Below are 19,891 nucleotides of genomic sequence, written 5' to 3' on the forward strand. Positions count from 1 at the left end.
GTCCTCACCGGAACGGCATGTCGACATCAGCGCATGCGTCAGCGGCAAGGGTCGGTTGGCGCCGTCACACATGCTCCTCGACGCGCTCGGTGCGCTGCGCATGTTCTGCCCATTCAATCGCATCCGCGCAGCAGAACGCATGTCGACCATTGATTTCCAGCGCTGAGGTGAAGAAAAACTGCCCGACCGTGAGTTCGCCCACGGCATGGATCTGTCGGGCAGCGCCGGTACGGCCGATCAGGCAGTAGTTGTCAGGGTCAACGCAGATCCCGCCCATCGGATGAGGTGTGGCCGCACCGCTGCCGATCAGCGACGTCAGCAAGGCTGAATCCAGCCTGTGCGCATCCCTGGGAAAACCCGTGGCATGGATCAGCCGATCGTAGGCATGTTCCCAGCCTGCCCCACGCAGAATCAGCCCTTGGGAGTCAACCGGTTGGGGCGCGGCGAACGCTCCGCTGACAAACTCCAGTTGGCCGCTGCGTAGATAAGCGAGGATCTTGCGCGCGTTTTCCGTCGGGATGGAAACCCGATACGCCATGAAAAAGCTGAAGTACTCGCTCATGAAGCGGGCTTGTGCAGTGTCGTCCAGCGCCTGCCAGAGATGCTCGACGAAGCCGTTGGTGGCGTAGAGGATCGCCTGCCACAGCCGCGGCGCCTGCGAAACCTGGATCTCGTGCTCGATAAAACTGACGATATCCGTCGGCGGCGCTGGCAAAGGGATCACCGCGCTGCTCGACGCCGGATCATGGGCGGCCAGTTCCTTGCGAAACAGCGCGACCAGATCACTGATCTGCAATGGCCCGTGTTGCGCAACCAGCGCGCGCACGCCCTCACGCGTCAGGTGCCTGAGTTCGACACGCTCCTGGGTGCCTCGCACCACTGGAAAATAGCCGCTGCGCGAATGCATGCGAATCGGCCCGCGATGACCGCCCTCGATCAAGGCAATGACCGTATCGATAGCGCTGAGCCGCGCACCGATCACAGCCACGCGCTCGTGGGGAGCAATCGTTTCGAGCAAACGGGAGACCGGATAAGGCGTTGTCAGCACACGCTCGTCGCAACGCTCCGGGTCCTTTTTCCCGCCCAGAGGGCCACAGAACAGAAAGACCTTCTGCGTAGCGATGCTGACGCCACAACGGGTGCGCACGGTTTCACTGCCGTCGATGAAATCGATGGCGCAGACCTCGGCATTGATCAGCACAATCTGACAGCCCAATGACGCGCCGCGCAGGACGAGCTTGCGTACCTGGTCTTTCAGGTACAGGCCAAACAAGGCACGGGGCGCAAAACTGTCCGCTTCTGGTTCGAAGCCGGCAAAGGCCGGGCGCCAGGCGGCGGGATATGCCAGCAGCCATTGCAGGAAATGCCCCGGCAGGTGCGGATACGGCGAGATGTACGCAGTTTTGGTATTGAGGATATTGCTCGGCAGGTCCGCCTCGTAAGCGGCGCCATGACCGAACGCTTCGCGTTTCTCGAAAAGGTACACCGTCCCCGCTGGCGCGCTGCGTTCGGCCACGCGATCGAGATGACGCTGCAGGAAGGCGATAGCCGTCGCGCCGCAGCCGACGATTGCAAAAGCATGCTTCATCAAGATATTTCCTTGTCTGGAACCGCATCCTTACGTTGCAGCCAAGCGCTTCAAGCGATGGCTGTGAGGCATTCCTTGAGGCGCAATGCCCCGGTTTTCACCTGCTCGGTATCGCCGGAGTACGACAGTCGCACGTGCCCCGCAGCGCCGAAGAAACTGCCGGGGATCAGCGCCACGCCGTACTCCTCCAGCAACAGCGTACAGAACGTTTCGTCATCGCTGATCAGCTTGCCGCGCAGCGACTTGCCCAGCGCCGGGCGGATGTCCATGAACAGATAGAACGCTCCCGCCGGCACGCAAAAGTTCAGATGCGGCGTGCCTTGCAAAATCGTCAGCAGTGTCTGCCGCTGCTGCGCCAGCCGCTCTCTTGCCGCCAGGGAAAAAGCCTGGTCGCCGTTGAACGCCGCCGCCGCGGCCGCTGCTGGAATCGGTGGCAGGTTGGAAATCGAATTCGAGTTGAGGGTGGTCACGGCCGCCGCAACCCGTTCATCCGCCGCCATCAAACCGACGCGCCAGCCGGGCATGCCATACATTTTCGAAACACTGTCGATCTTGATGATCCGGTCCCTCAAGTCCGGAGCGACCGACAGCAGGCTCGGGCACGTCGGCATGTCATAGACGAAGCGCTGATAAACATCGTCGGAGATGATCCAGACGTCTTTCTCACGCAGCACTTCGGCCAGCGCGCCCAACTCCTGCGCCGTATACACCGCGCCGGTCGGGTTGCCCGGCGAGTTGAGCAGCACCACGCGCACCGAGTCCGACAGCGCTTCTTCGAGGACTTGCGCGGTCATCTTGAAGCCGGTCTGCGCGGTGCAGGCCACATCGACCACGCCGGCGCCGACCAGCTCGGCAATGTCGAAATAGGTCGGCCAGCAAGGGCTGGCGACGAGGATATGGTCGCCGGGACAAATGATCGCGCGCAACACACTGAACAGCAGATGCTTGGCACCGAGGCCGGCGACCAGGTTGGTCTCAGCGTAAAAGTCAAAACCCTGCCGGTGCAAATAGCCCTTGTACGCCGCGAGCAATGCCGCATCGCCCTGGCTCGAACCGTATCCGCCGCTGTGTTCGCCGGCGGCTTTGACGGCCGCCTCGATGATATGCGCCGCGGGCAGAAAACCCGGTACGCCGACGCCCAGGTCGATGACCGGCCGTGACATCTCGCGAACTTTTTGCACCACCCCGAGGATCGGGCAAAACCGTGCGAACTCCAGATCTGGTGAAAGACCGGGCATGGACAGATCTCCTTGGGTCAGGCTGCGCATTCGGCCACACGGCCACGCGCCATGAGCACAGCCATATGCGTGGCCGTCGCCGTAATGATGTCGAGGTTGCCGGCACTTGGATCGAGGAAATCCCCTGCCCCTTCGACCCGCACCATGGTGAACAGACGCCCTTCGCTGTAATGCAGATCGACAATTACCTGGTAACCCGGTACAGCCGATTGCACCTGCGCCACCGCACGCTCGATCTCTCGCCGGGTGGCGGGCAGATCGACGTGTTCGATCAACGCCGACACAGCGGTCTGCATGTAGACGTTGGGCTTGGCCGGGTTGATATTGAGGATCGCTTTGACGCTGTTGCACCCGGTGAAATGGCTCAGAGCGTTTTCCGTGGTGGTGATGTAGTTGCTCAGGTTGCGCCGCGTGGCAGGTCCGGCACTTTGCGCACTGATCGAGGACACCACCTCGATATAGCGCACACCCGGATTGGCCCGGGCAATCGCGGCGGCGAGCGGAATCGAAGCCTGGCCGCCGCAGGTGATCATGTTGATGTTGTTGGCGTCGGCCAGCGCTACGCCATTGAGTGACGGCACGCAGAGTACGCCCAGAGACGCCGGGGTCAGATTGATGATCGCTTTGCCGGCCTCGATCAGGCGCGGCGCATGTGCTTCATGGTCCGCGGCCGAAGTCGCATCGAACACCACGTCGAAATCGTTGATGCGCGCAAACAGTCCGTCGATGCCGTCCGCCGTGGTCGACACACCGCGTTCGCGGGCGAAGGCCAGGCCTGAAGAGCTCAACGAGCGGCCGGCGACCACCGTGCACTCCAGTTCCGGATGGGCCAGTACCTTGCAGAGAATGTCGCAGCCGATATTGCCGCTGCCGATGATGGCGATTTTCAAAGTCATTTGGAGCTCCGGATTCAGGCGACGACGGATTGAGACAGACGGCTGGCGACCGAGATGATCAGATCTTCCTGGCCGGCCACGGCGTTGCAGCGAGCCAGTTCCTCATAGATCCGGCGCGGCTCGACCTGGAACTCGGACGCTGCCCGCGCCACGTGTTTTTCAAAACCACTGCAGACGCCATAAAGCCCGCTGATGAGGTTGGCCGTTTTGACCACGGTCGGAGTTTTCACCGGAGTGAAATCTGCGAGATCGTCAACCGCCCGACACAAGTCGAAGACATTCACACCCGTGTCGAACTGATAGCGTTCGAGCACTGCGCAGAGCACTTCCAGCTGAGTGTTGCCGGCGCCCGCACCGAAGCCGCGCATGCAGCCATCAATGATCGTCGCGCCGGCCTGCGCCGCCGCCAGCGAGTTGGCGATGGCCAGCCCGAGGTTGTTGTGGCCGTGAAAGCCCACGGGAATGTCGAGCTCGCGGACCAGCAGAGCGATTTTCTCGCGGGTGCTGTCGGGGTCGAAATGTCCGGCCGAGTCCATCAGCACCAAGGCATTGGCGCCGTAGCGTTGCTGTTTCAAAGCCTCTTCGAGCAAGGTCGACGCGCTGGCCATGTGGGTCATCATCAACACCCCATGGACGAACGCACCTTTACTGCGCGCGTGCTCGATATAACTCTCGGTGACGCTCGCCTCGGTGCAGTGCGAGGCAATGCGCAACACCTCGACGCCGATGCTCAGCGCGGTGTCGATGTCGCTCAGCCGCGAAAACCCCGGAATCATGTGCACGCCCAGCCGAGTGTGCGTGAGGTTGGCGCGCGCGGTTTCCAGCATCTGCACGTCGCTGTGGCGCGCCAGTCCCAGTTGCAGCGAGGATGCGCCGAGGCCGTTGCCATGGCCGACTTCGACCACGCTCAGGCCGCAGCCATCGACCGCGCGACAGTAAGCGGCGATGTCTTCCAGGCTCAACGAATGGGAGACCGCGTGATTTCCGTCGCGCAGCGTTGGGTCGTGAATGGCAATACTCATCGAGATCAAATCCTTGTGTATTCGAAGGGTGGTGGCGATTACGGCTCGGTCTGAGGCTGGGGCAAAGGCGCGGGCTGTTCCTGGAACAGGCGCTTGGGCAGAAACACCGGCGAAACGTGGATGATCGACATGCGCACCACGTGGTTGAGCATCACGAACGCCGGGTCGAGCTTGAGCAGCAATGCGGCTGCGGTCATCACCTCGACGCCGCCCGGCACCCATGACATGAACAGGGTCAGAAACGGTTTGCCGGTCAGTTTGCTCATCACGAACGCGACCAGCAGCGTGGTGCAGAAGGTCAGCGCAGTGACCACCAGCCCGGCGCGGATATAACGCACGACATCTTTGAAAGTGATGTCCTTGAGGCGAATACCGATCAGCCCGCCCAGCAGGATCAGCGCGATCACCGCGAACGGATCGGGCACATGCAGATTGGCCTCGGGAAAACCGACATTGACAGCGGCGGTGCACAGCAAGCCGGTCAGCATGTACGGCGCCGGGACATCGAAACGTTCCAGCAGATAGCCGGCGAGCACCGCGGCAATGGCCGGCGGTATCACGCTCAGCCAGTTATCCAGTGTGCCCAGCGCCGGTGCCACGCTATCGGCATGGCCACCGGCAATGATCGTGACCACGGCCAGCAGCGCAAGCAGGCGCACGATGTGCACAAAAGCGATGCGTCCCGAGGCGGGCCCCTGCTCGCCCGACACCGTCATCACCGCCGCCATTGCGCCAGGAATCGAGCCCAGCAGGCTTTCGATGTGCCCCCACTTTTCCATGCGCCGCAGCCAGTTGTAGCCGACGAAGATCTGCGTGGTCATGCAAATCAGCAGGCCGACCAGAATGCTGAAGTCGGTCAACTCCCGCATCATCGACGCGGTGACAATCGAACCGACACTGATCCCCAGCAGCAGTTGCACAGTGGCCACGAAGGGATACGGCATGCGCATGCGCACCCCCAGCTTGCTCAGCGCAGTGACTGCGCAAATGGCGCCGATCAGGTCGCCGAGCGGAAACCCGGTCAGGTAACCGAGCCAGGCGCCGAACGCTGCCACCGGAATCGGAATAAGGCTTTCAATCAGCTTGTTCATGGGCTATCCACTTTTCTGAAGGCGTGAGCATCCCGTCCAGCGACGGAAGTCAACGCTGTTTGATGTCGTCAGGACATGGGCAAGAGCTAGTGCGCCGCAGCGGTCTCGATGGCGGCCCAGTCACAACTGTCGTGGAACCACTGCTCGACCTGATACAGCATGTCGCGCAACTCGGCCTCGTTCTGGCCCGCCACAATGGCGTTGAGGATTTCGGAATTGGTGAATTTCATGTTGCTGTAGGAGGTCATTTTTTCCGCCGAGATGCGGTATTCCAGCACGCCTCCAAGCGGGCAATCCCGGGGCACATCGCGCAGCAGACCGACACGCGGCGGAATGCTGATATGCCCGACCATGCGCAGCGGCTCGGTCATCGGTTCAGGCCGGTAGGCCGGATCGTGGAGCGCGCGCAGAAAAGCCATGCGCGGGTCGATGCCCCAGGCGTGGGTGATCTCCTGATTGAAAAACACTCCGCCCAGGCGCGAGGCGATTTCGCAGAGCACGATCTCGTCGTTTTCATCGACGAACAGCTCCAGGTGAAACAGCATCGTCGGTTCGGATGGCAGAACCCGTTCAACCAGCGCACGCGCATAGTCGACCAGGCGATCACGCATCGGATTGTGCGCATCGAGCATGTGCAAGTCATGGGATTTGCCGCCGAGAAAATCCAGCGCCGAGGTCATCACACGTACCGGCGACACCAGAATCGGCCGGCCCTCGATGTACAGGCCATTGACGATGTAATGACTGCCGCGCACGTACTTTTCAATCATCAGATTGTGGAACGTGGTCGAGGTCTGGCCGAGCAGCCAATCGCGCATTCGCGCCATGTCGCGTAACACCACGACGCCGTTGGAACCGCGCCCGTCGCGCGGTTTGATCACCACCGGAAAACCGTGCAGATCGCTGAACCGTACCGCCTCGGTGGCGTTGCTGATGGTGGCCATTTCGGCGATGGCAAAGCCGCACTCGCGGGTGCGCTGTTTCATCAGGAATTTGTCCCGGTAGAACATCGCACGCTCTTGCGCACCGACGCTGATCCCGAGCCGGTCATTGATACGCGCTACGCGCAATACATCAATTTCCGCCAGCGCCACGCACAACGGTGCGTGCAGTTCGCGGGCGATTTCATAGACGTCGATTTCGACCAGCGCGTTGTCATTGAAGTTGTCGAACAGCTGATAGCGCACTGTGTCGCCCAGATGCGCCGCGATTTCCTGCGCGCGAGAGGCACAACTCAACAGGACGCCTTCACGGCCAAGCGCAACCGACCAGTCTTCGGCGCGGTGCTGGAGAATAATTTTCGGCGGGCAAAACACGATGAGCTGCATACGGGCTTCCTTGCGATCTTGCATGGTTCATAGAGCGCCTGCCCCACCGTGGCGGGACAGGTGCAAAGCTGGGTTATCTTGAACAGAAGCGGTGATTCTGGCCAATACCGATTACGTCCTTATTGATACCTGTTCCATGCTGTTGGTCGCCTGATCGAGGATTTTCTCGCATTCACGCATGACCTCAGCCTTGCGCTGAAGGTACTCGACGAAAATTTCCTGCGCGGCGGACTCCACAACGCTGATGCCCATCGCTTCGACAAAGGCTTCAACCGCGGCGACCGCGTGAGCAAAGTGATTACTTTCGGTGCCGCCGGTGTGCACGGTGACCCAGGCGACCGTCGATCTGACCTTGGCGGCCGGCACGCCCATGTCACGCTCGAACCACTGCGTGAACAACGGGTGAATGAATTCCACCTCGCCATGGGTGTACACCTCATGCACCAGAGTCGTGAGCAAACCTTGCAGCAGATCTCGGTCACGCAGGCGCCGGGCGTCGGTCCAGTCTTTGAAGGACTGCGCCGAAGGCAGGCAGTTCTCTTTCAACAGCCATTGGTCATCACCACAGATCGGTGTGGCCATGTTGTAGAACAGCTCGGAGTGCAGGGTGTTGCCCAACGCGCCGAGATCCTCGTCGGTGATGCGTTGCAGGCTGCCGCACACGCGGTACAGACGATCCGCCGCTTCGCTGTGCTGTTCCGAGCGCGCCAGCAAAGTGATGCGACTGGCGAGGCCAGACACGCTGGCGGCCGAGTTGTTGGTTTTCGACCAACTGCCGAAGAACGTGCGCAGCGGGGCAGCAGCATGGTGGCGCGAAGTCAGGGTCTGGAAGGAGCGCTCGATGTCGACCAGCTCTGCCTCCTGACTGCGAAACGCCTCTACCAACGCTTGCTGCAGAACACCGGTGGGCATGTCGCCGAGCACGGGTTCAATGACGGACAATAACGGGCTTTGCAGCGTCAGCAGGTTACTCACGGTCATCTGACATTTTCCTTGTTGGATGATGAATCAAGCGCTTTGAGCGCAGAAGCGCCGGCCATGACCGGCAATGCAGGAACCTTCCAGCCGCGACGAATCACCAGCAGCGGCAAAATCTGGAACGTCATGATCAGTGCAATGCACGCTGGCCAGCCGCCAATCTCCCAGAGCGTGCCCGGCACAAAAGCACCAAAACTGCCGCCCAGGTAATAGCTGGTCAGATACAGGCCCACGGCGCCGGCCTTGTCCAAGCGAGCATGGGCGGTGATAAATGCGTTGGCGGCGGCCTGAGCAAGGAACACTCCGGTAGAACTCAGCGCCAGGCCGGCAATGATCAGCCACAGCGGGGACGTCAATGTCAGCAGTGAGCCGGTGATTCCCAGGCACGCTGCGGCTGTGATCAATTCGCTGCGCGGCCGCGCCTTGCCCAGACGCCCGGCAATCGGCACCACCACCAGCGCCAGCAGGAACACCGAATAAATCGCCCCGAGGGCGCCGGTGCTCAGGGAAAACGGCGCGCGACTCAGGTGCAGGCCGACGTAGGTGAATGTCGCAATCTGCGCAAACAGCACACAAAACCCCACGGCATAGGCGGCCAGCAACGGTGTGCTGAAACGTTCGGCATGCCAACCCCGACGGTCCGCCGGCAACTGAACCGTGGCGCGCGGATTGCGCGGCAAAAACCAGGCAATGGCCAGCCCGAGAATCAGGCTCAGACTTGCCAGCATCGCCAGCGCGAGGCGCCAGTCGGCAAACTCGGTGACCCATCCGGTGAGAAACCGCCCGCAGAATCCGCCGAGCACGGTGCCGGCCACGTAGACACTGGTCACTTCGGTCACTGCGCCGTCTCTCCAGCGCACGCCGATGTAGGCAATGCTGGTGGCAAACACGACGGGTATCAGCAGGCCCTGAACCGCCCGCCAGAGCAGAAATTCAGCAAAACTGCTCGCCCACGCCGCCAGTAACGCTGGCAGCGCCAACGAGATCGCGGCCAGCGCGATGACCCGGTGCTGCTCGGCTCGCACGGTGAGCCGGCCGACAAACAACGCGGCAACGGCCACCGCCAGCGTGGTGACGGTGATGCTCCAACTGGCCTGCCGGGCAGACACGTCGAACGCCGAGGCAAGCGGATCAAGCAGCCCCTGCGTTGCATAAAGGTTGATAAAGGCCGCGCATCCCGCCAGAAACAGGGCGACCCGAGGACAAAACAGGCGAAGGCTCATAAGAAATGTTCGTAATAATTTCAAACACTTTTATAAGATGGGCTGTCTGAAGGATCCAATACCGATTTCTGACCGATTGATACCCAGGGATGAACATGATCGATCTGCGCCGTTTGCGTTATTTTCTCGTCGTCAGCGACGAATTGCATTTCGGCCGCGCCGCGGTGCGTCTGCACATCGCCCAGCCGCCGCTGACCCGGCAGATTTCAGCGCTGGAAACAGAACTGGGCTTTCGCTTGTTCGACCGCAGCACGCGCAACGTCACGCTGACGTCCGAGGGTCGACACTTTCTGCCGTATGCGCGGGCCGTGCTGGAGCAAGTCGACCTGACAGCAGCCATCACCAGCAAACTGGCATCCGGCTCGGCCGGGCATCTGGCCGTGGGTTATGCCAGTTCGATCGCACTTTCGGATATTTTCAGCCAGACCATCCAGACCTTTTGCTCGTCGTATCCCGACGTGCAGTTGACCGTGGAAGAAGGCGCTTCGAGCACGCAATGCGCGCAAATCGTTGAAGGGCGCCTGGACATTGGCATGAGCCGCATGCGCCCGGCGGATGCGAACCCGGACATTCAGGTCATCTGCCTGGACAACGAGCCATTGATGGCCGCCGTACCCAGTGACAGTGCCCTCGCCGAGCTGAGCCATGTAACTCTGGCCGAGTTGAGCGCCTTTCCTTTGATCGCCTTCCCGACCGACTACGGCTCAGCCTTGAACGACATCATCGCCGCGCTGTACCGGCGCAACGATCTGGTGCCGCGATCGGGGCCGAGTGGCAAACAGATCACCTCGATCATTGCACTGGTCGCCGCTGGCCGGGGCGTTGCGGTTGTGCCGCAATGCACACAGGCCCTGGTCAAACGCGGCGTGACTTATCGACCGCTGGCCGAACCCAGCGCCACGGCGCCGTTACTGGTATTGACGCGAAAACGCGAGCGCAGCCCGCTGGTCAAGGCATTTGTCGACGTGATCGAGCAGACCTTGCGCACCAACTGAATAACGCCTGCGCCTGCGCGGTGGAAGGTCTGCACAGCAATCCTCAGAATTTTTCCGCGACACGCTTGTACGGATAATCCGGTTCTTTGTACTTGCCCGGCTTCTGTCGTTTCGGCAACTCGACCTTGTCGCGCTTGACCTCTTCATAGGGAATGCGACTGAGCAAGTCCGTGATGATGTTCAGCCGCGCGCGACGTTTGTCATTGGAGTCGGCGACCCTCCACGGCGCCCAATCGGTATCGGTATGCCTGAACATCTCGTCCCGCGCCCGTGAGTAGTCATACCAGCGACTGTAGGATTTCAGATCCATTGGTGTCAGTTTCCAGATCTTGCGCCCGTCATTGATTCGCGCTTCGAGCCGGCGGGTCTGTTCCTCTGGACTGACCTCAAGCCAGTACTTGAGCAGGATCACCCCCGAATCGACGATGGCGTTCTCCACCCAAGGGATCGACTTGAGAAACTTGTCGGCCTGTTCTTCCGTGCAGAAGCCCATGACCCGTTCGACGCCGGCGCGGTTGTACCAACTGCGGTCGAAAATCACCACCTCACCGCCTGCCGGCAGATGCGGTAGGTAGCGCTGCACATGCATCTGGCTCTTTTCGCGATCGGTTGGCGCTGGCAATGCCATCACCCGGAACACCCGTGGGCTGACGCGCTCCGTGATCGCCTTGATCACCCCGCCCTTGCCCGCACCGTCGCGCCCTTCGAAAACAATACACACCTTGACACCTTTGGCGATGACCCACTCCTGCAGCTTGACCAGCTCAACGTGGAGCTTGCGCAGCTGTTCGAGATAGTCCTTGTTTTTCAAGCGCGGACGTTCAATTGCCTTTGCAGGTTTCTTCTTGTCTTTCGCCATGAACCTGTCCTCGCGCTTCAACAGCCCGCTGAAATTGTTTATTGACCCGATGGCCCTGATCCGTGAGGTTAGTTCACGCCCGATTGTTTGCCATTGCCGGGCAAAAAAGCCGGATCGCCATGTGTTTCCTGCGTTTGTTCCGACGTCGCACTGTTCATTGCCCGATCCCCTGTTTGCTGGAGTTTTTCGATGCCGTCGCCCAAATCATTGCCCACTGCCCTGCTCGGTCTGGCCCTGGCCTGCCCGGCAATGGCCGAGACCCAGGGACTGGAGCTGGGGCAAGTGCTGATTTCGGCGGACGAGCGCAGCGGCACCGATGCAGCGGTGGAAGAGGCCGGAACACGCCTCGAACAGGTGCCCGGCGGCACCAACGTGGTCGACCTGCGCCAGCCGTTGCAGGGCCGCGTTGCTAGCAATCAGGATGTGCTCGCCTATCAGCCGGGGGTGTATGCCCAGTCGGCGGGCAACGAAGGCGTAAAGATTTCCATCCGTGGTTCAGGCATCAACCGCGCACCCGGTGCCCACGCCTCGGGGCTGTACACGATGCTGGATGGCCTGCCACTGACCGGCCCGGGCGGCACACCATATGAATTGCTCGAGCCGCTGTGGGTCGACCATGTCGAAGTGCTGCGCGGCGCCAATGGCTTTGATCGCGGCGCGCTGGCGCTGGGCGGCGCTATCGATTACGTCAGCCACACCGGTTACACCGCGCCAAAGCTGCAAGTGCGCTACGCCACTGGCAGCCATGGCTATCAGCAGCGCCAGGTCAGCTCCGGGCAAGTCCTGGGAGATTTCGATTACTACGTGTCCCTGACCGGTGCCAATGCCGACGGCTATCAGGACCACACCGCCAGCGAGAGCAAAGGCCTGATCGCCAACTTCGGCTATCGCTTCAACCCGAATCTGGAAACCCGCTTCTACTTCCGCTATCGCGAAACCGAAAACGACCTCGCCGGTCGCGTGACCAAGCATTCCATCGAACACAGCCCACGGGCAGCCAACCCGGCGTATGTGGCTCGCGATGACAGCCGCAAGCAGCCCGGCAGTACCTTCATCGGCAACAAGACCACGTTCTATCTCGATGACGATTCGAGCATCCAGACCGGCCTCGCCTACCACGACTACCCGATGGATTTGCGCGAAGGCCCGAACCGGCTGAAGGTGGCATACACCGACGTCAGCGGCACCTTCGACTACAAGCGCCGCGACACCCTGTTCGGCATGGAAAGCCGCAGCAATGTCGGCCTGCGCGTGACCAAGCACCTGCCCAACGACGGCGCCAGCGAGTTCGTGCGCATCCCGAGTGGCAACACCGCCAGCTATGCCCCGGGCACGCGGATGCGCAATTTCACTTATCAGGGTTCGGACACCGTGCTGCATTTCGGCAATGACCTGGAAATTGCCGACGACCTCTGGCTGACCACCGGCCTTGCCGCCATCTACACCCGCCGCGAAAGCGCCGTGACCTATCCGCAGGGTGGCGGCAAGACCAGCCTCAGTGATTGGGACTATGCTCCGCGCATCGGCCTGCGCTACCAGATCACCCCAGACGTGCAAGTGTTCGGCAACCTCAGCCGCTCCGTCGAAGCGCCGCACCCGTGGTCGCTGATCTACAGCTCCAACGTGCGCTTCCCTGCCGGCAATGGCGCCGCCACCGGCACCCAGCGCGACCCGGTCGAACTGCAAAACCAGACCGCAACCACTCTGGAACTTGGCGGCCGTGGCGACAGCCATTTGGGCGAATGGAGCCTGGCCTGGTACTACGCGCAAGTTCGTCACGAACTGCTCTCGGTGCTGCCGGACGCCAACGCCGTCACGCCCTACGAACTCAACGCCAGCCCGACCGTGCACCAGGGCATCGAGGCCAGCCTCAACAGCAAACTCTGGACCGCCGCCGACGGCCGCCAGCTGAGCTTGCGCCAGGCCTACACCTTCAGCGACTTCCACTACCGCGACGACGAACGCTTCGGCGACAACCGCCTGCCGGGCCTGCCGATGCATTATTACCAGGGCGAACTGCGTTACGACTGGCCGCAGGGTTTCTTCGCCGCCGTGAACACACAATTGGTGTCCAAAGTTGCCGTGGACTACGCCAACAGCTACTACGCCGACCCTTACGCCCTGTTCGGCGCCACGCTGGGCTACAACGCGCCGAAGGGCGACTGGCAAGGCTGGGTCGACATGCGCAACCTGACCGGCAAGCGTTATGCGGCAACGGTCACGCCGGGGTATGACGACAAAGGTCTGGATGCTGCGCGGTCGACTCCGGGTGAAGGGATGGGGGTTTATGTTGGGGTTTCGTGGAGTTTGCTATAAGACCCAACGCGAGATTCAAATGTGGGAGCGAGCCTGCTCGCGAAAACGGTGTACCAGTCGTGAATTATTCGACTGACACGACGCCTTCGCGAGCAGGCTCGCTCCCACAGTTGGCTTTGTGGTGCTGGTTAGAAGGGCGCAGGATTCAAATCTCTGGACGAGAATCATCGTGACAGCACGTCTCCTCGACTGATCAGACAACCATCATTCTCCATAGAAAATAACGGATTAGTCTCATGGATACTTCCCAAGAAAACCCATTGGAAACATCACTCCGGCTGGCCGCGGACGAACCCGCGCATCGCCCTGAGTTCTATCGAACCCTACTGGACTCGACCGTCTACATCCTCGGCACCGCCGGTGCGGCGCAAGGCCATGTCAATCTCGAAGCCGGCAGCAACATCAGCATCGCCCATTGGCAGAAGCCCGATGGCACGCCGGTCATTCCGTTCTTCTCCTCACTGCCGACGCTGCAACAATCCATCGACAGCGAACAGAGCTATGTGGAGATACCGGCCCGATCATTGTTCGAAATCACGCTGGGCGCGCTGCTCTTTCTGAATCCGAAGTCGCCGTACGGCAAGGAATTTCTTCCGGATGAAGTGCAACGCCTGCTCTCAGGCGAAATCGGCCGGCCCGCCACGCAGCGTACCGTCGAAAAAGAAACCAACGTCTTGCTTGGACAGCCTTCGGACTACCCATCGACGATGGTCCATTCGCTCTCGCAATTGCTGGCCAAACACGCCAATGTGAAACGCGCGTTCCTGGCGCTGATGCACGACGCCTCGGTTGATGAAAAGCCGCACCTGATCGTGGGCATCGAAGCGGATGGCGATATCGAACAGGTCATGCGCGAAGCCGGCAATGTCGCTGGGGACACAGCCCCCGATGGCGGACCAGTTGATTTTTGCCGCGTGCTGACGGGACAAGCCGGGCTGAGTGATTACTTCCTCAAGGAAACCAAGCCATTCTACGAACGCAAGGCACCGAGCAAGCTGCGTTCGTTCTTTGGCTTTGGTTGACAGTCGCCTGCAGGCCGCTTGATCAGCAGGCCAGTGATCGATTCTGATGAGCGTAACCTTGGATTCTCTCAACCCGCCCTCATAACAGTGGTATCCCCACATCGTCTCGAGAGGAAGCACACACCATGACCACTGAAACCGAAACTGCCATTCTCGCCGGCGGCTGCTTCTGGGGCATGCAGGATTTATTGCGCCGCTATCCGGGTGTGCTGAAAACCCGCGTCGGCTATACCGGCGGCGATGTGCCGAATGCGACCTATCGCAACCACGGCAACCACGCCGAAGCCATCGAGATCGAGTTTGATCCGGCCGTGATCAGCTACCGGCAGATCCTTGAGTTCTTCTTCCAGATCCACGACCCGAGCACGCCTAACCGTCAGGGCAACGATCTTGGCCCGAGCTACCGCTCGGCGATCTACTACCTGAACGACGAGCAGCGCGCCGTCGCTGAGGACACCGCCGCCGATGTCGACGCATCGAAATTGTGGCCGGGCCGAGTGGTTACGGAAATCGAACCGGCGGGGCCGTTCTGGGAAGCGGAACCCGAGCATCAGGATTACTTGGAGCGGATTCCGAACGGCTACACCTGCCACTTCATCCGACCGAACTGGAAATTGCCGAAGCGCGGTTGAAGAGACGGAATCGGCGGGGCTTCAGTGCTTCGCCACCGCCCCGCCCTGATCAACTCACAAATGCACTGGCAAAGCCGCTGAGCCCGGCTCCGGCACATCGACATTGACCTTCAGTGCAATCAGCAGCGCGGCCAGCAACATCAGAATTCCAGCCGCTACAAACACGCCATTGATACCGCTGAAACTGAACACCGAACCGCCAGCGGCGGCGCCTGCGGCAATCGCTGACTGCACCGATGCGACCACCATGCCGCCTGCGCTTTCGGCCTGATCGGGTATCGAGCGCGCCACCCAGTTCGACCATGCGACCGGCACGCCACCAAAGGCCATCCCCCACAGCGCCAAGAGCAACGCCTGCCCGGTGACCGACGCCGGTAACCCGACCAACGCCAGAGCAGCAACGCCCACCAACACTGGCATCAGCACCAGTGTTGCGCGTGGATTGCGCTGCAACAGCCAGCCGGCGAACAGCGTGCCGGCAAAGTTCGCCACGCCGAAACCAAGGAGCATCAGTGCCAGCATCTGCGGGCCGACGCCGGTGGTGCTTTCCAGAAATGGCCTGATATAGGTGAACAACGCGAAATGGCCGGTATGCACCAATACACAGCCGAACATGCCGACGGCAATGCCCGGTCGCAGCAACACCTCAAGCACCGTACGCAGGCGTGACGGACGATGCGGCGCCAGACTGGGTAGCGTGAACATCTGAAAGACCAGCGTCACCACGCCCACCGCTGCTGCTGCGAAAAACGCACTGCGCCAGCCAAACTGGCCGCCGAGATAGCTGCCCAACGGCACCGCGACCACGGTCCCCACGGCGATCCCGCTGAAGATGATCGACAGCGCCCGTGGCAGCAGCGCCGCCGGCACCAGGCGCATCGCCACGGCCGCCGCCATGCTCCAGAATCCGCCCAGAGCTATGCCCAAAAGGATGCGCATGATCAGCAACACTGCGAGGCTGGACGACAGCGCCACCAGCAGATTCGAAGCAATCATCAATGCCGAAAAGCCGAGTAATACCAGCCGCCGATCAAGGCTGCGCGTCAACCCTGGCACCAGCAATCCGGCAAACAGCGCCACCACTGCGGTCACCGTCACCGCTTGCCCTGCCAGCGCTTCGCTGACGCCGAGATCGAGCGCCATCGGTGTCAGCAGGCTGGCCGGCAGATATTCCGCCGTGAGCAGACCAAACACACCCATCGCCAGTGAAAACACCGCCATCCACGCAGGCACCAGCGGCTCCTCGTCAGTTCGCCCATCACCTACACGTTCATTCATTTCAAGACTCCCTCGGACATTTCGAGAGCGCAGTCTATTGGCGGCAAACCGGATGATCTATGATGCACAGCCTTGAACTTTTGATCGAAACCCCGAACATGAGCAGCATAGATTCCTTCTCCGTGTCCTCAGACCTCATCACCGAGTTGCTGCGCAGCATGCGTCTGCGTGGCGTGCAATATCGGCGGATCCACGCTGGTCCGCCGTATGGCCTGGGTTTCAGCGACAAGCCCGGCCATGCGTATTTCCACTTCGTTGCCGCTGGATCGACGGTGTTGCGACTGGAGGACAGCAGCCTGTACGAGTTGTCAGCAGGCAATGCGGTGTTCATCGCCCACGGTGCCGCGCACCAATTGCTGTCACACCCAAACGCCGAAGTGCAGGACATTGACAGCGCCGTCGCCGCACCGCTCGGCGACACGGTCTGCGCGGTGCAGGTCGGACACAGCGCCGATTCGCCCGACAGCGCCCTGCTCTTCAGTGGCTGCATGGAGTTCGAGCTCGGCAGCCTGCAAGGCCTCGGTCGGCTGATGCCGGGACTGATGCTGATCGACGCCGGCGGCCAGCGTTATCCGGGACTCATGCCGATCCTCGCGACCATGGAACGCGAAGTCAGCGCCGCGCGCATTGGCTTCGCCGGCATTCTCGCGCGCCTTGCCGACGTAGTGGCGGCAATGATTGTTCGCGGCTGGGTCGAATGCGCTTGCGGCAATGCCTCCGGTCTCGTCGCCGCCCTGCGCGACCCTCGCCTGGCGCAGGCCTTGCTGGCCCTGCACCAACAACCGGGGCGCGACTGGAGCGTCGCCGAACTCGCAACGCTGTGCAACACCTCACGCTCGGTCTTCGCCGAACGCTTCCAGACCACCCTCGGCACCCCGCCGCTGCGCTACGCCACCGAACTGCGCATGCGCCTGGCCAGTCAGTGGCTTACCCTGGAAAGACTGCCGATCGACGAAGTGGCGCAGCGCTTGGGCTACACCTCCCAAGCGGCGTTCAGTCGTGCATTCAAGCGGATAACGGGAAGCTCACCGGGAGCGAGTCGGCGCCAGCGCTGAAGACGAGAATCGCCGTAACAGAGCCGCTCTCATTATGTGCCCCCCCCCGGATTCTGCCCAACACCGCGCTCGCCCGCTCACGGATAACCGAGCCTACGAGACACAGCGCTTTTGCCTACAAATCTTACGGAAGTCGCTGTCTTGCCCGCTTACCCTCCGCAATTTATCGTTTCCCCGTCGCCACCTGAGAGTTGAAAGCGCTGGGCACATTCGACTTTGTGCAAACAGGTCAGACGAAAAAGGTGTTGTTGACGTATCCGTCACTCCTACCTAATCTGCTCCCATCCCGCCCAAGGCAGTACGCCGTTCTAATCATCCAGAACGTGCCAAACCCTTGGGCGTTTTTTTTAGGTAAAAAACATGCCCACTGCGGTGTTAGTCGATGGCGCCTTTTTCATCAAACGTTTTCGACGAATCGAACCTCAAAACGCCTGCAACGCTGAACGCGCGGCCGATCTGGTCCATCGATGGGCAACCGCCCACCTCCTCAATAAAACCTTGACCCGTCCAACGGGCCCCATTCGAGAGCTACGACAACGAGCCAGGAAAGAGCTTTACCGTATCTTCTTTTATGATTGCCCCCCACTGGACACCAAACAGCACAACCCAATAAGCAAAAAAGCTGTGGATTTTTCCAGGTCCAGGGAGGCGGCATTTCGCAAAGAGCTGCACTCCAGACTGCGAAGTAAACGTAAGCTGGCGTTACGACTTGGACATCTGTCGAAGGATGTCAGATGGACCATCAAACCCGCAAAAATCGCTGAGCTGTTGAAAGGCAAAATCCAGATGACTGACCTTATGGAAAATGACGTCAGTATTGAGACCCGTCAAAAAGGTGTCGATATGCGGATCGGCATTGATGTCGCGTCGCTGTCCTTTAAACAGCAGGTCGATCAGATAGTGTTGATAGCAGGCGACGCAGACTTTGTTCCAGCCGCAAAAATGGCAAGGCGAGAAGGTGTGGACTTCATTCTCGATCCGATGTGGCAGAGCATTCCCGATAGCTTGATGGAGCACATAGACGGTTTGCGCTCAACATGCCCCAAGCCGCCGCTTCGTGAAAATAAGGCGGCGATCTTGGAGATGCAGCAACCAGGTTCAGTCATTGGTGAGAAATAATGGTACTGGTATCCCCGTCTACTTCAGCCCCCCAATTTCCCCAGCCCCGCGCCCACCCGCTCAGCAGCCTGAAAATCCCCACGCGCCTCCAACTCCTGCGCCACTCGCCGCAACTGCTCAACCGTCAATCCCACATTCAGACTGATCTTCAAATGCGACTCCAGCTGTGATTCCACCCCAGCCATTGCCGCCAGCGCGCCAACCGTCGCCAATTCCCGATCCGTCCATGCCAAGTTGTCGCGGGCGAAGATGTCGCCAAACAGATGCACCTTCAAAAACTGATCGATCGCCGGGGCGAATTCGAACAGTGGGCCGGACACTGGCGCACCGACCAGACGAGTCTGATTGTCGGTGCCGAGTTCAGTGAGCGCATATCCCGACGGAACCGGACCCGGCTCGCGTCCCGGCACGTCTTCGATGCCCCGCGCGGCGCGTTCCTGCAAAACCTTCATCAGCAATGACAAGGCGTTGAGGCTGCGCGGGAATCCGGCGTAGGCGTACAGCTGCACCAGAATTTCCTTGGTCTCGCTGATGCTCAGCCCGGCATCAAGACCACGATTGAGTGCGTCGTGCAAACGCGGCATGTCGCCGATTGCAGCGTTGGCGGCAATCGGGGCGATGGCCAGTTGCTTAGGGGTCAGAGGCTGTTCTTTCATGATCGGTTTCTCCGGTGATCGGGAAGGATTGGCGCAGAGAGGATTGACGCAGGCTGCACTGGCGAGGACCGCGCAGCCGAGGGCCACAATGCGCAAAAGGCGCCCTTGATTTAACGATTTCTGGTTCATCAATGACTCTCCTCACTCATGCAGAGTGAACGTCACCCGCACATCGCCGCGCCCCAAGACTTCGGCCAAGTCCTGCGGGCGTTCGATGCGGCCAAGACGCGAATAGCGGTAGGACGAATCGAAGGTCTTGTAGAAGACCACCAACGTATCGTCGCCATACAAAAGGAAATCGCCGTTGTGGATCGTGCCCGGCCGGTAGGGCTGGGTGGGCAATGGCGGCTGCACGGTGGCGTATTTTTCATTGCCGTGCAGGTCGGTCATGTCCAGGCTCAGCGGCAATCGCGTGAGCAATTGCCGCGTACTCAGGTTGTCATCCAGAGCAATGGCAAAACGCTGTTTTCCGACGGTCATCCACATCGTGCTGGCCTCCATAGCGGTCGGTGCAGACAGAGCAACGGGCAGCCATGCCATCAGTACGAATCCCTTCCAGCCGTTGGCAAAAAACCGCATCGCTTTGCTCCGTCGC

18 protein-coding genes are annotated in these 19,891 nt (G+C 60.7%); 6 read left to right on the top strand and 12 right to left on the bottom strand.

Going from position 1 to position 19,891, the window contains the following annotated elements:
* Nucleotides 1-64 precede the first annotated feature (64 nt).
* The 8 genes from KVG85_RS08800 to KVG85_RS08835 form a co-directional block, all read right to left on the bottom strand.
* A complete protein-coding gene (locus KVG85_RS08800) occupies nucleotides 65-1,588 on the bottom strand; it encodes an FAD/NAD(P)-binding protein (RefSeq protein ID WP_217863597.1) in 1,524 nt (507 codons plus the stop codon).
* A 50-nt stretch (nucleotides 1,589-1,638) separates the two neighbouring features.
* Nucleotides 1,639-2,826 carry an aminotransferase class I/II-fold pyridoxal phosphate-dependent enzyme gene (locus KVG85_RS08805; protein ID WP_217863598.1) on the bottom strand — a complete coding sequence of 396 codons (1,188 nt, stop codon included), beginning with the start codon at nucleotides 2,824-2,826 and terminating at the stop codon, nucleotides 1,639-1,641.
* A gap of 17 nt (nucleotides 2,827-2,843) precedes the next feature.
* Nucleotides 2,844-3,722 carry an acetaldehyde dehydrogenase (acetylating) gene (locus KVG85_RS08810; RefSeq protein ID WP_217863599.1) on the bottom strand — a complete coding sequence of 293 codons (879 nt, stop codon included), beginning with the start codon at nucleotides 3,720-3,722 and terminating at the stop codon, nucleotides 2,844-2,846.
* A gap of 14 nt (nucleotides 3,723-3,736) precedes the next feature.
* Nucleotides 3,737-4,744, bottom strand: a complete 1,008-nt coding sequence (gene dmpG / locus KVG85_RS08815) for a 4-hydroxy-2-oxovalerate aldolase (RefSeq protein WP_217863600.1) — start codon at nucleotides 4,742-4,744, stop codon at nucleotides 3,737-3,739.
* A 38-nt stretch (nucleotides 4,745-4,782) separates the two neighbouring features.
* Nucleotides 4,783-5,835, bottom strand: a complete 1,053-nt coding sequence (locus tag KVG85_RS08820) for an AbrB family transcriptional regulator (RefSeq protein ID WP_217863601.1) — start codon at nucleotides 5,833-5,835, stop codon at nucleotides 4,783-4,785.
* A gap of 86 nt (nucleotides 5,836-5,921) precedes the next feature.
* Nucleotides 5,922-7,163 (bottom strand): ATP-grasp domain-containing protein, encoded by a 1,242-nt coding sequence (locus KVG85_RS08825; protein WP_217863602.1) that lies wholly within the window; start codon nucleotides 7,161-7,163, stop codon nucleotides 5,922-5,924.
* A gap of 111 nt (nucleotides 7,164-7,274) precedes the next feature.
* On the bottom strand, nucleotides 7,275-8,138 hold the full coding sequence (locus tag KVG85_RS08830; RefSeq protein ID WP_367615319.1) for a hypothetical protein: 864 nt from the start codon (nucleotides 8,136-8,138) through the stop codon (nucleotides 7,275-7,277).
* A 2-nt stretch (nucleotides 8,139-8,140) separates the two neighbouring features.
* The gene (locus tag KVG85_RS08835) at nucleotides 8,141-9,364 is read right to left on the bottom strand and encodes an MFS transporter (RefSeq protein ID WP_217863604.1); all 1,224 of its coding nucleotides are present in this window, start codon (nucleotides 9,362-9,364) and stop codon (nucleotides 8,141-8,143) included.
* Nucleotides 9,365-9,459: 95 nt separating this feature from the next.
* Here KVG85_RS08835 and KVG85_RS08840 point away from each other — a divergent pair, with 95 nt between their 5' ends.
* Nucleotides 9,460-10,359, top strand: coding sequence for a LysR family transcriptional regulator (locus tag KVG85_RS08840; RefSeq protein WP_217863605.1), 900 nt, complete (start codon nucleotides 9,460-9,462; stop codon nucleotides 10,357-10,359).
* A 43-nt stretch (nucleotides 10,360-10,402) separates the two neighbouring features.
* Here the strand turns inward: KVG85_RS08840 and ppk2 are convergent, their stop codons facing one another.
* A complete protein-coding gene (ppk2, locus tag KVG85_RS08845) occupies nucleotides 10,403-11,218 on the bottom strand; it encodes a polyphosphate kinase 2 (RefSeq protein WP_217863606.1) in 816 nt (271 codons plus the stop codon).
* 189 nt (nucleotides 11,219-11,407) lie between these two features.
* Between ppk2 and KVG85_RS08850 the strand changes: the two genes are divergently transcribed.
* The 3 genes from KVG85_RS08850 to msrA all read left to right on the top strand — a co-directional run bounded on the left by KVG85_RS08850 (nucleotide 11,408) and on the right by msrA (nucleotide 15,188).
* Nucleotides 11,408-13,534: a TonB-dependent receptor family protein gene (locus KVG85_RS08850; protein WP_217863607.1), complete on the top strand. Its 2,127-nt coding sequence runs from the start codon at nucleotides 11,408-11,410 to the stop codon at nucleotides 13,532-13,534.
* Nucleotides 13,535-13,770: 236 nt separating this feature from the next.
* A complete protein-coding gene (gene sseB, locus KVG85_RS08855; RefSeq protein ID WP_225926654.1) occupies nucleotides 13,771-14,556 on the top strand; it encodes an enhanced serine sensitivity protein SseB in 786 nt (261 codons plus the stop codon).
* Between the two features lie 125 nt (nucleotides 14,557-14,681).
* Nucleotides 14,682-15,188, top strand: coding sequence for a peptide-methionine (S)-S-oxide reductase MsrA (gene msrA / locus KVG85_RS08860; protein ID WP_217863608.1), 507 nt, complete (start codon nucleotides 14,682-14,684; stop codon nucleotides 15,186-15,188).
* Nucleotides 15,189-15,242: 54 nt separating this feature from the next.
* Here msrA and KVG85_RS08865 read toward each other — a convergent pair whose 3' ends face one another.
* Nucleotides 15,243-16,466, bottom strand: coding sequence for an MFS transporter (locus KVG85_RS08865; protein WP_217863609.1), 1,224 nt, complete (start codon nucleotides 16,464-16,466; stop codon nucleotides 15,243-15,245).
* A 98-nt stretch (nucleotides 16,467-16,564) separates the two neighbouring features.
* Between KVG85_RS08865 and KVG85_RS08870 the strand changes: the two genes are divergently transcribed.
* Nucleotides 16,565-17,521, top strand: coding sequence for an AraC family transcriptional regulator (locus KVG85_RS08870; RefSeq protein WP_225926655.1), 957 nt, complete (start codon nucleotides 16,565-16,567; stop codon nucleotides 17,519-17,521).
* Nucleotides 17,522-17,881: 360 nt separating this feature from the next.
* Complete coding sequence (locus KVG85_RS08875; protein ID WP_217863610.1) at nucleotides 17,882-18,640, top strand: NYN domain-containing protein; 759 nt, start codon at nucleotides 17,882-17,884, stop codon at nucleotides 18,638-18,640.
* A 23-nt stretch (nucleotides 18,641-18,663) separates the two neighbouring features.
* Here KVG85_RS08875 and KVG85_RS08880 read toward each other — a convergent pair whose 3' ends face one another.
* Both KVG85_RS08880 and KVG85_RS08885 read right to left on the bottom strand, forming a co-directional pair.
* Entirely contained in the window at nucleotides 18,664-19,296 is a 633-nt protein-coding gene (locus KVG85_RS08880) for a carboxymuconolactone decarboxylase family protein (RefSeq protein WP_225926656.1), read from the bottom strand.
* 141 nt (nucleotides 19,297-19,437) lie between these two features.
* Complete coding sequence (locus tag KVG85_RS08885) at nucleotides 19,438-19,875, bottom strand: cyclophilin-like fold protein (RefSeq protein WP_225926657.1); 438 nt, start codon at nucleotides 19,873-19,875, stop codon at nucleotides 19,438-19,440.
* Between the last annotated feature and the right edge of the window lie 16 nt (nucleotides 19,876-19,891).

This window comes from Pseudomonas triticicola (genome assembly GCF_019145375.1).
GTDB classification, from domain to species: Bacteria; Pseudomonadota; Gammaproteobacteria; order Pseudomonadales; family Pseudomonadaceae; genus Aquipseudomonas; species Aquipseudomonas triticicola.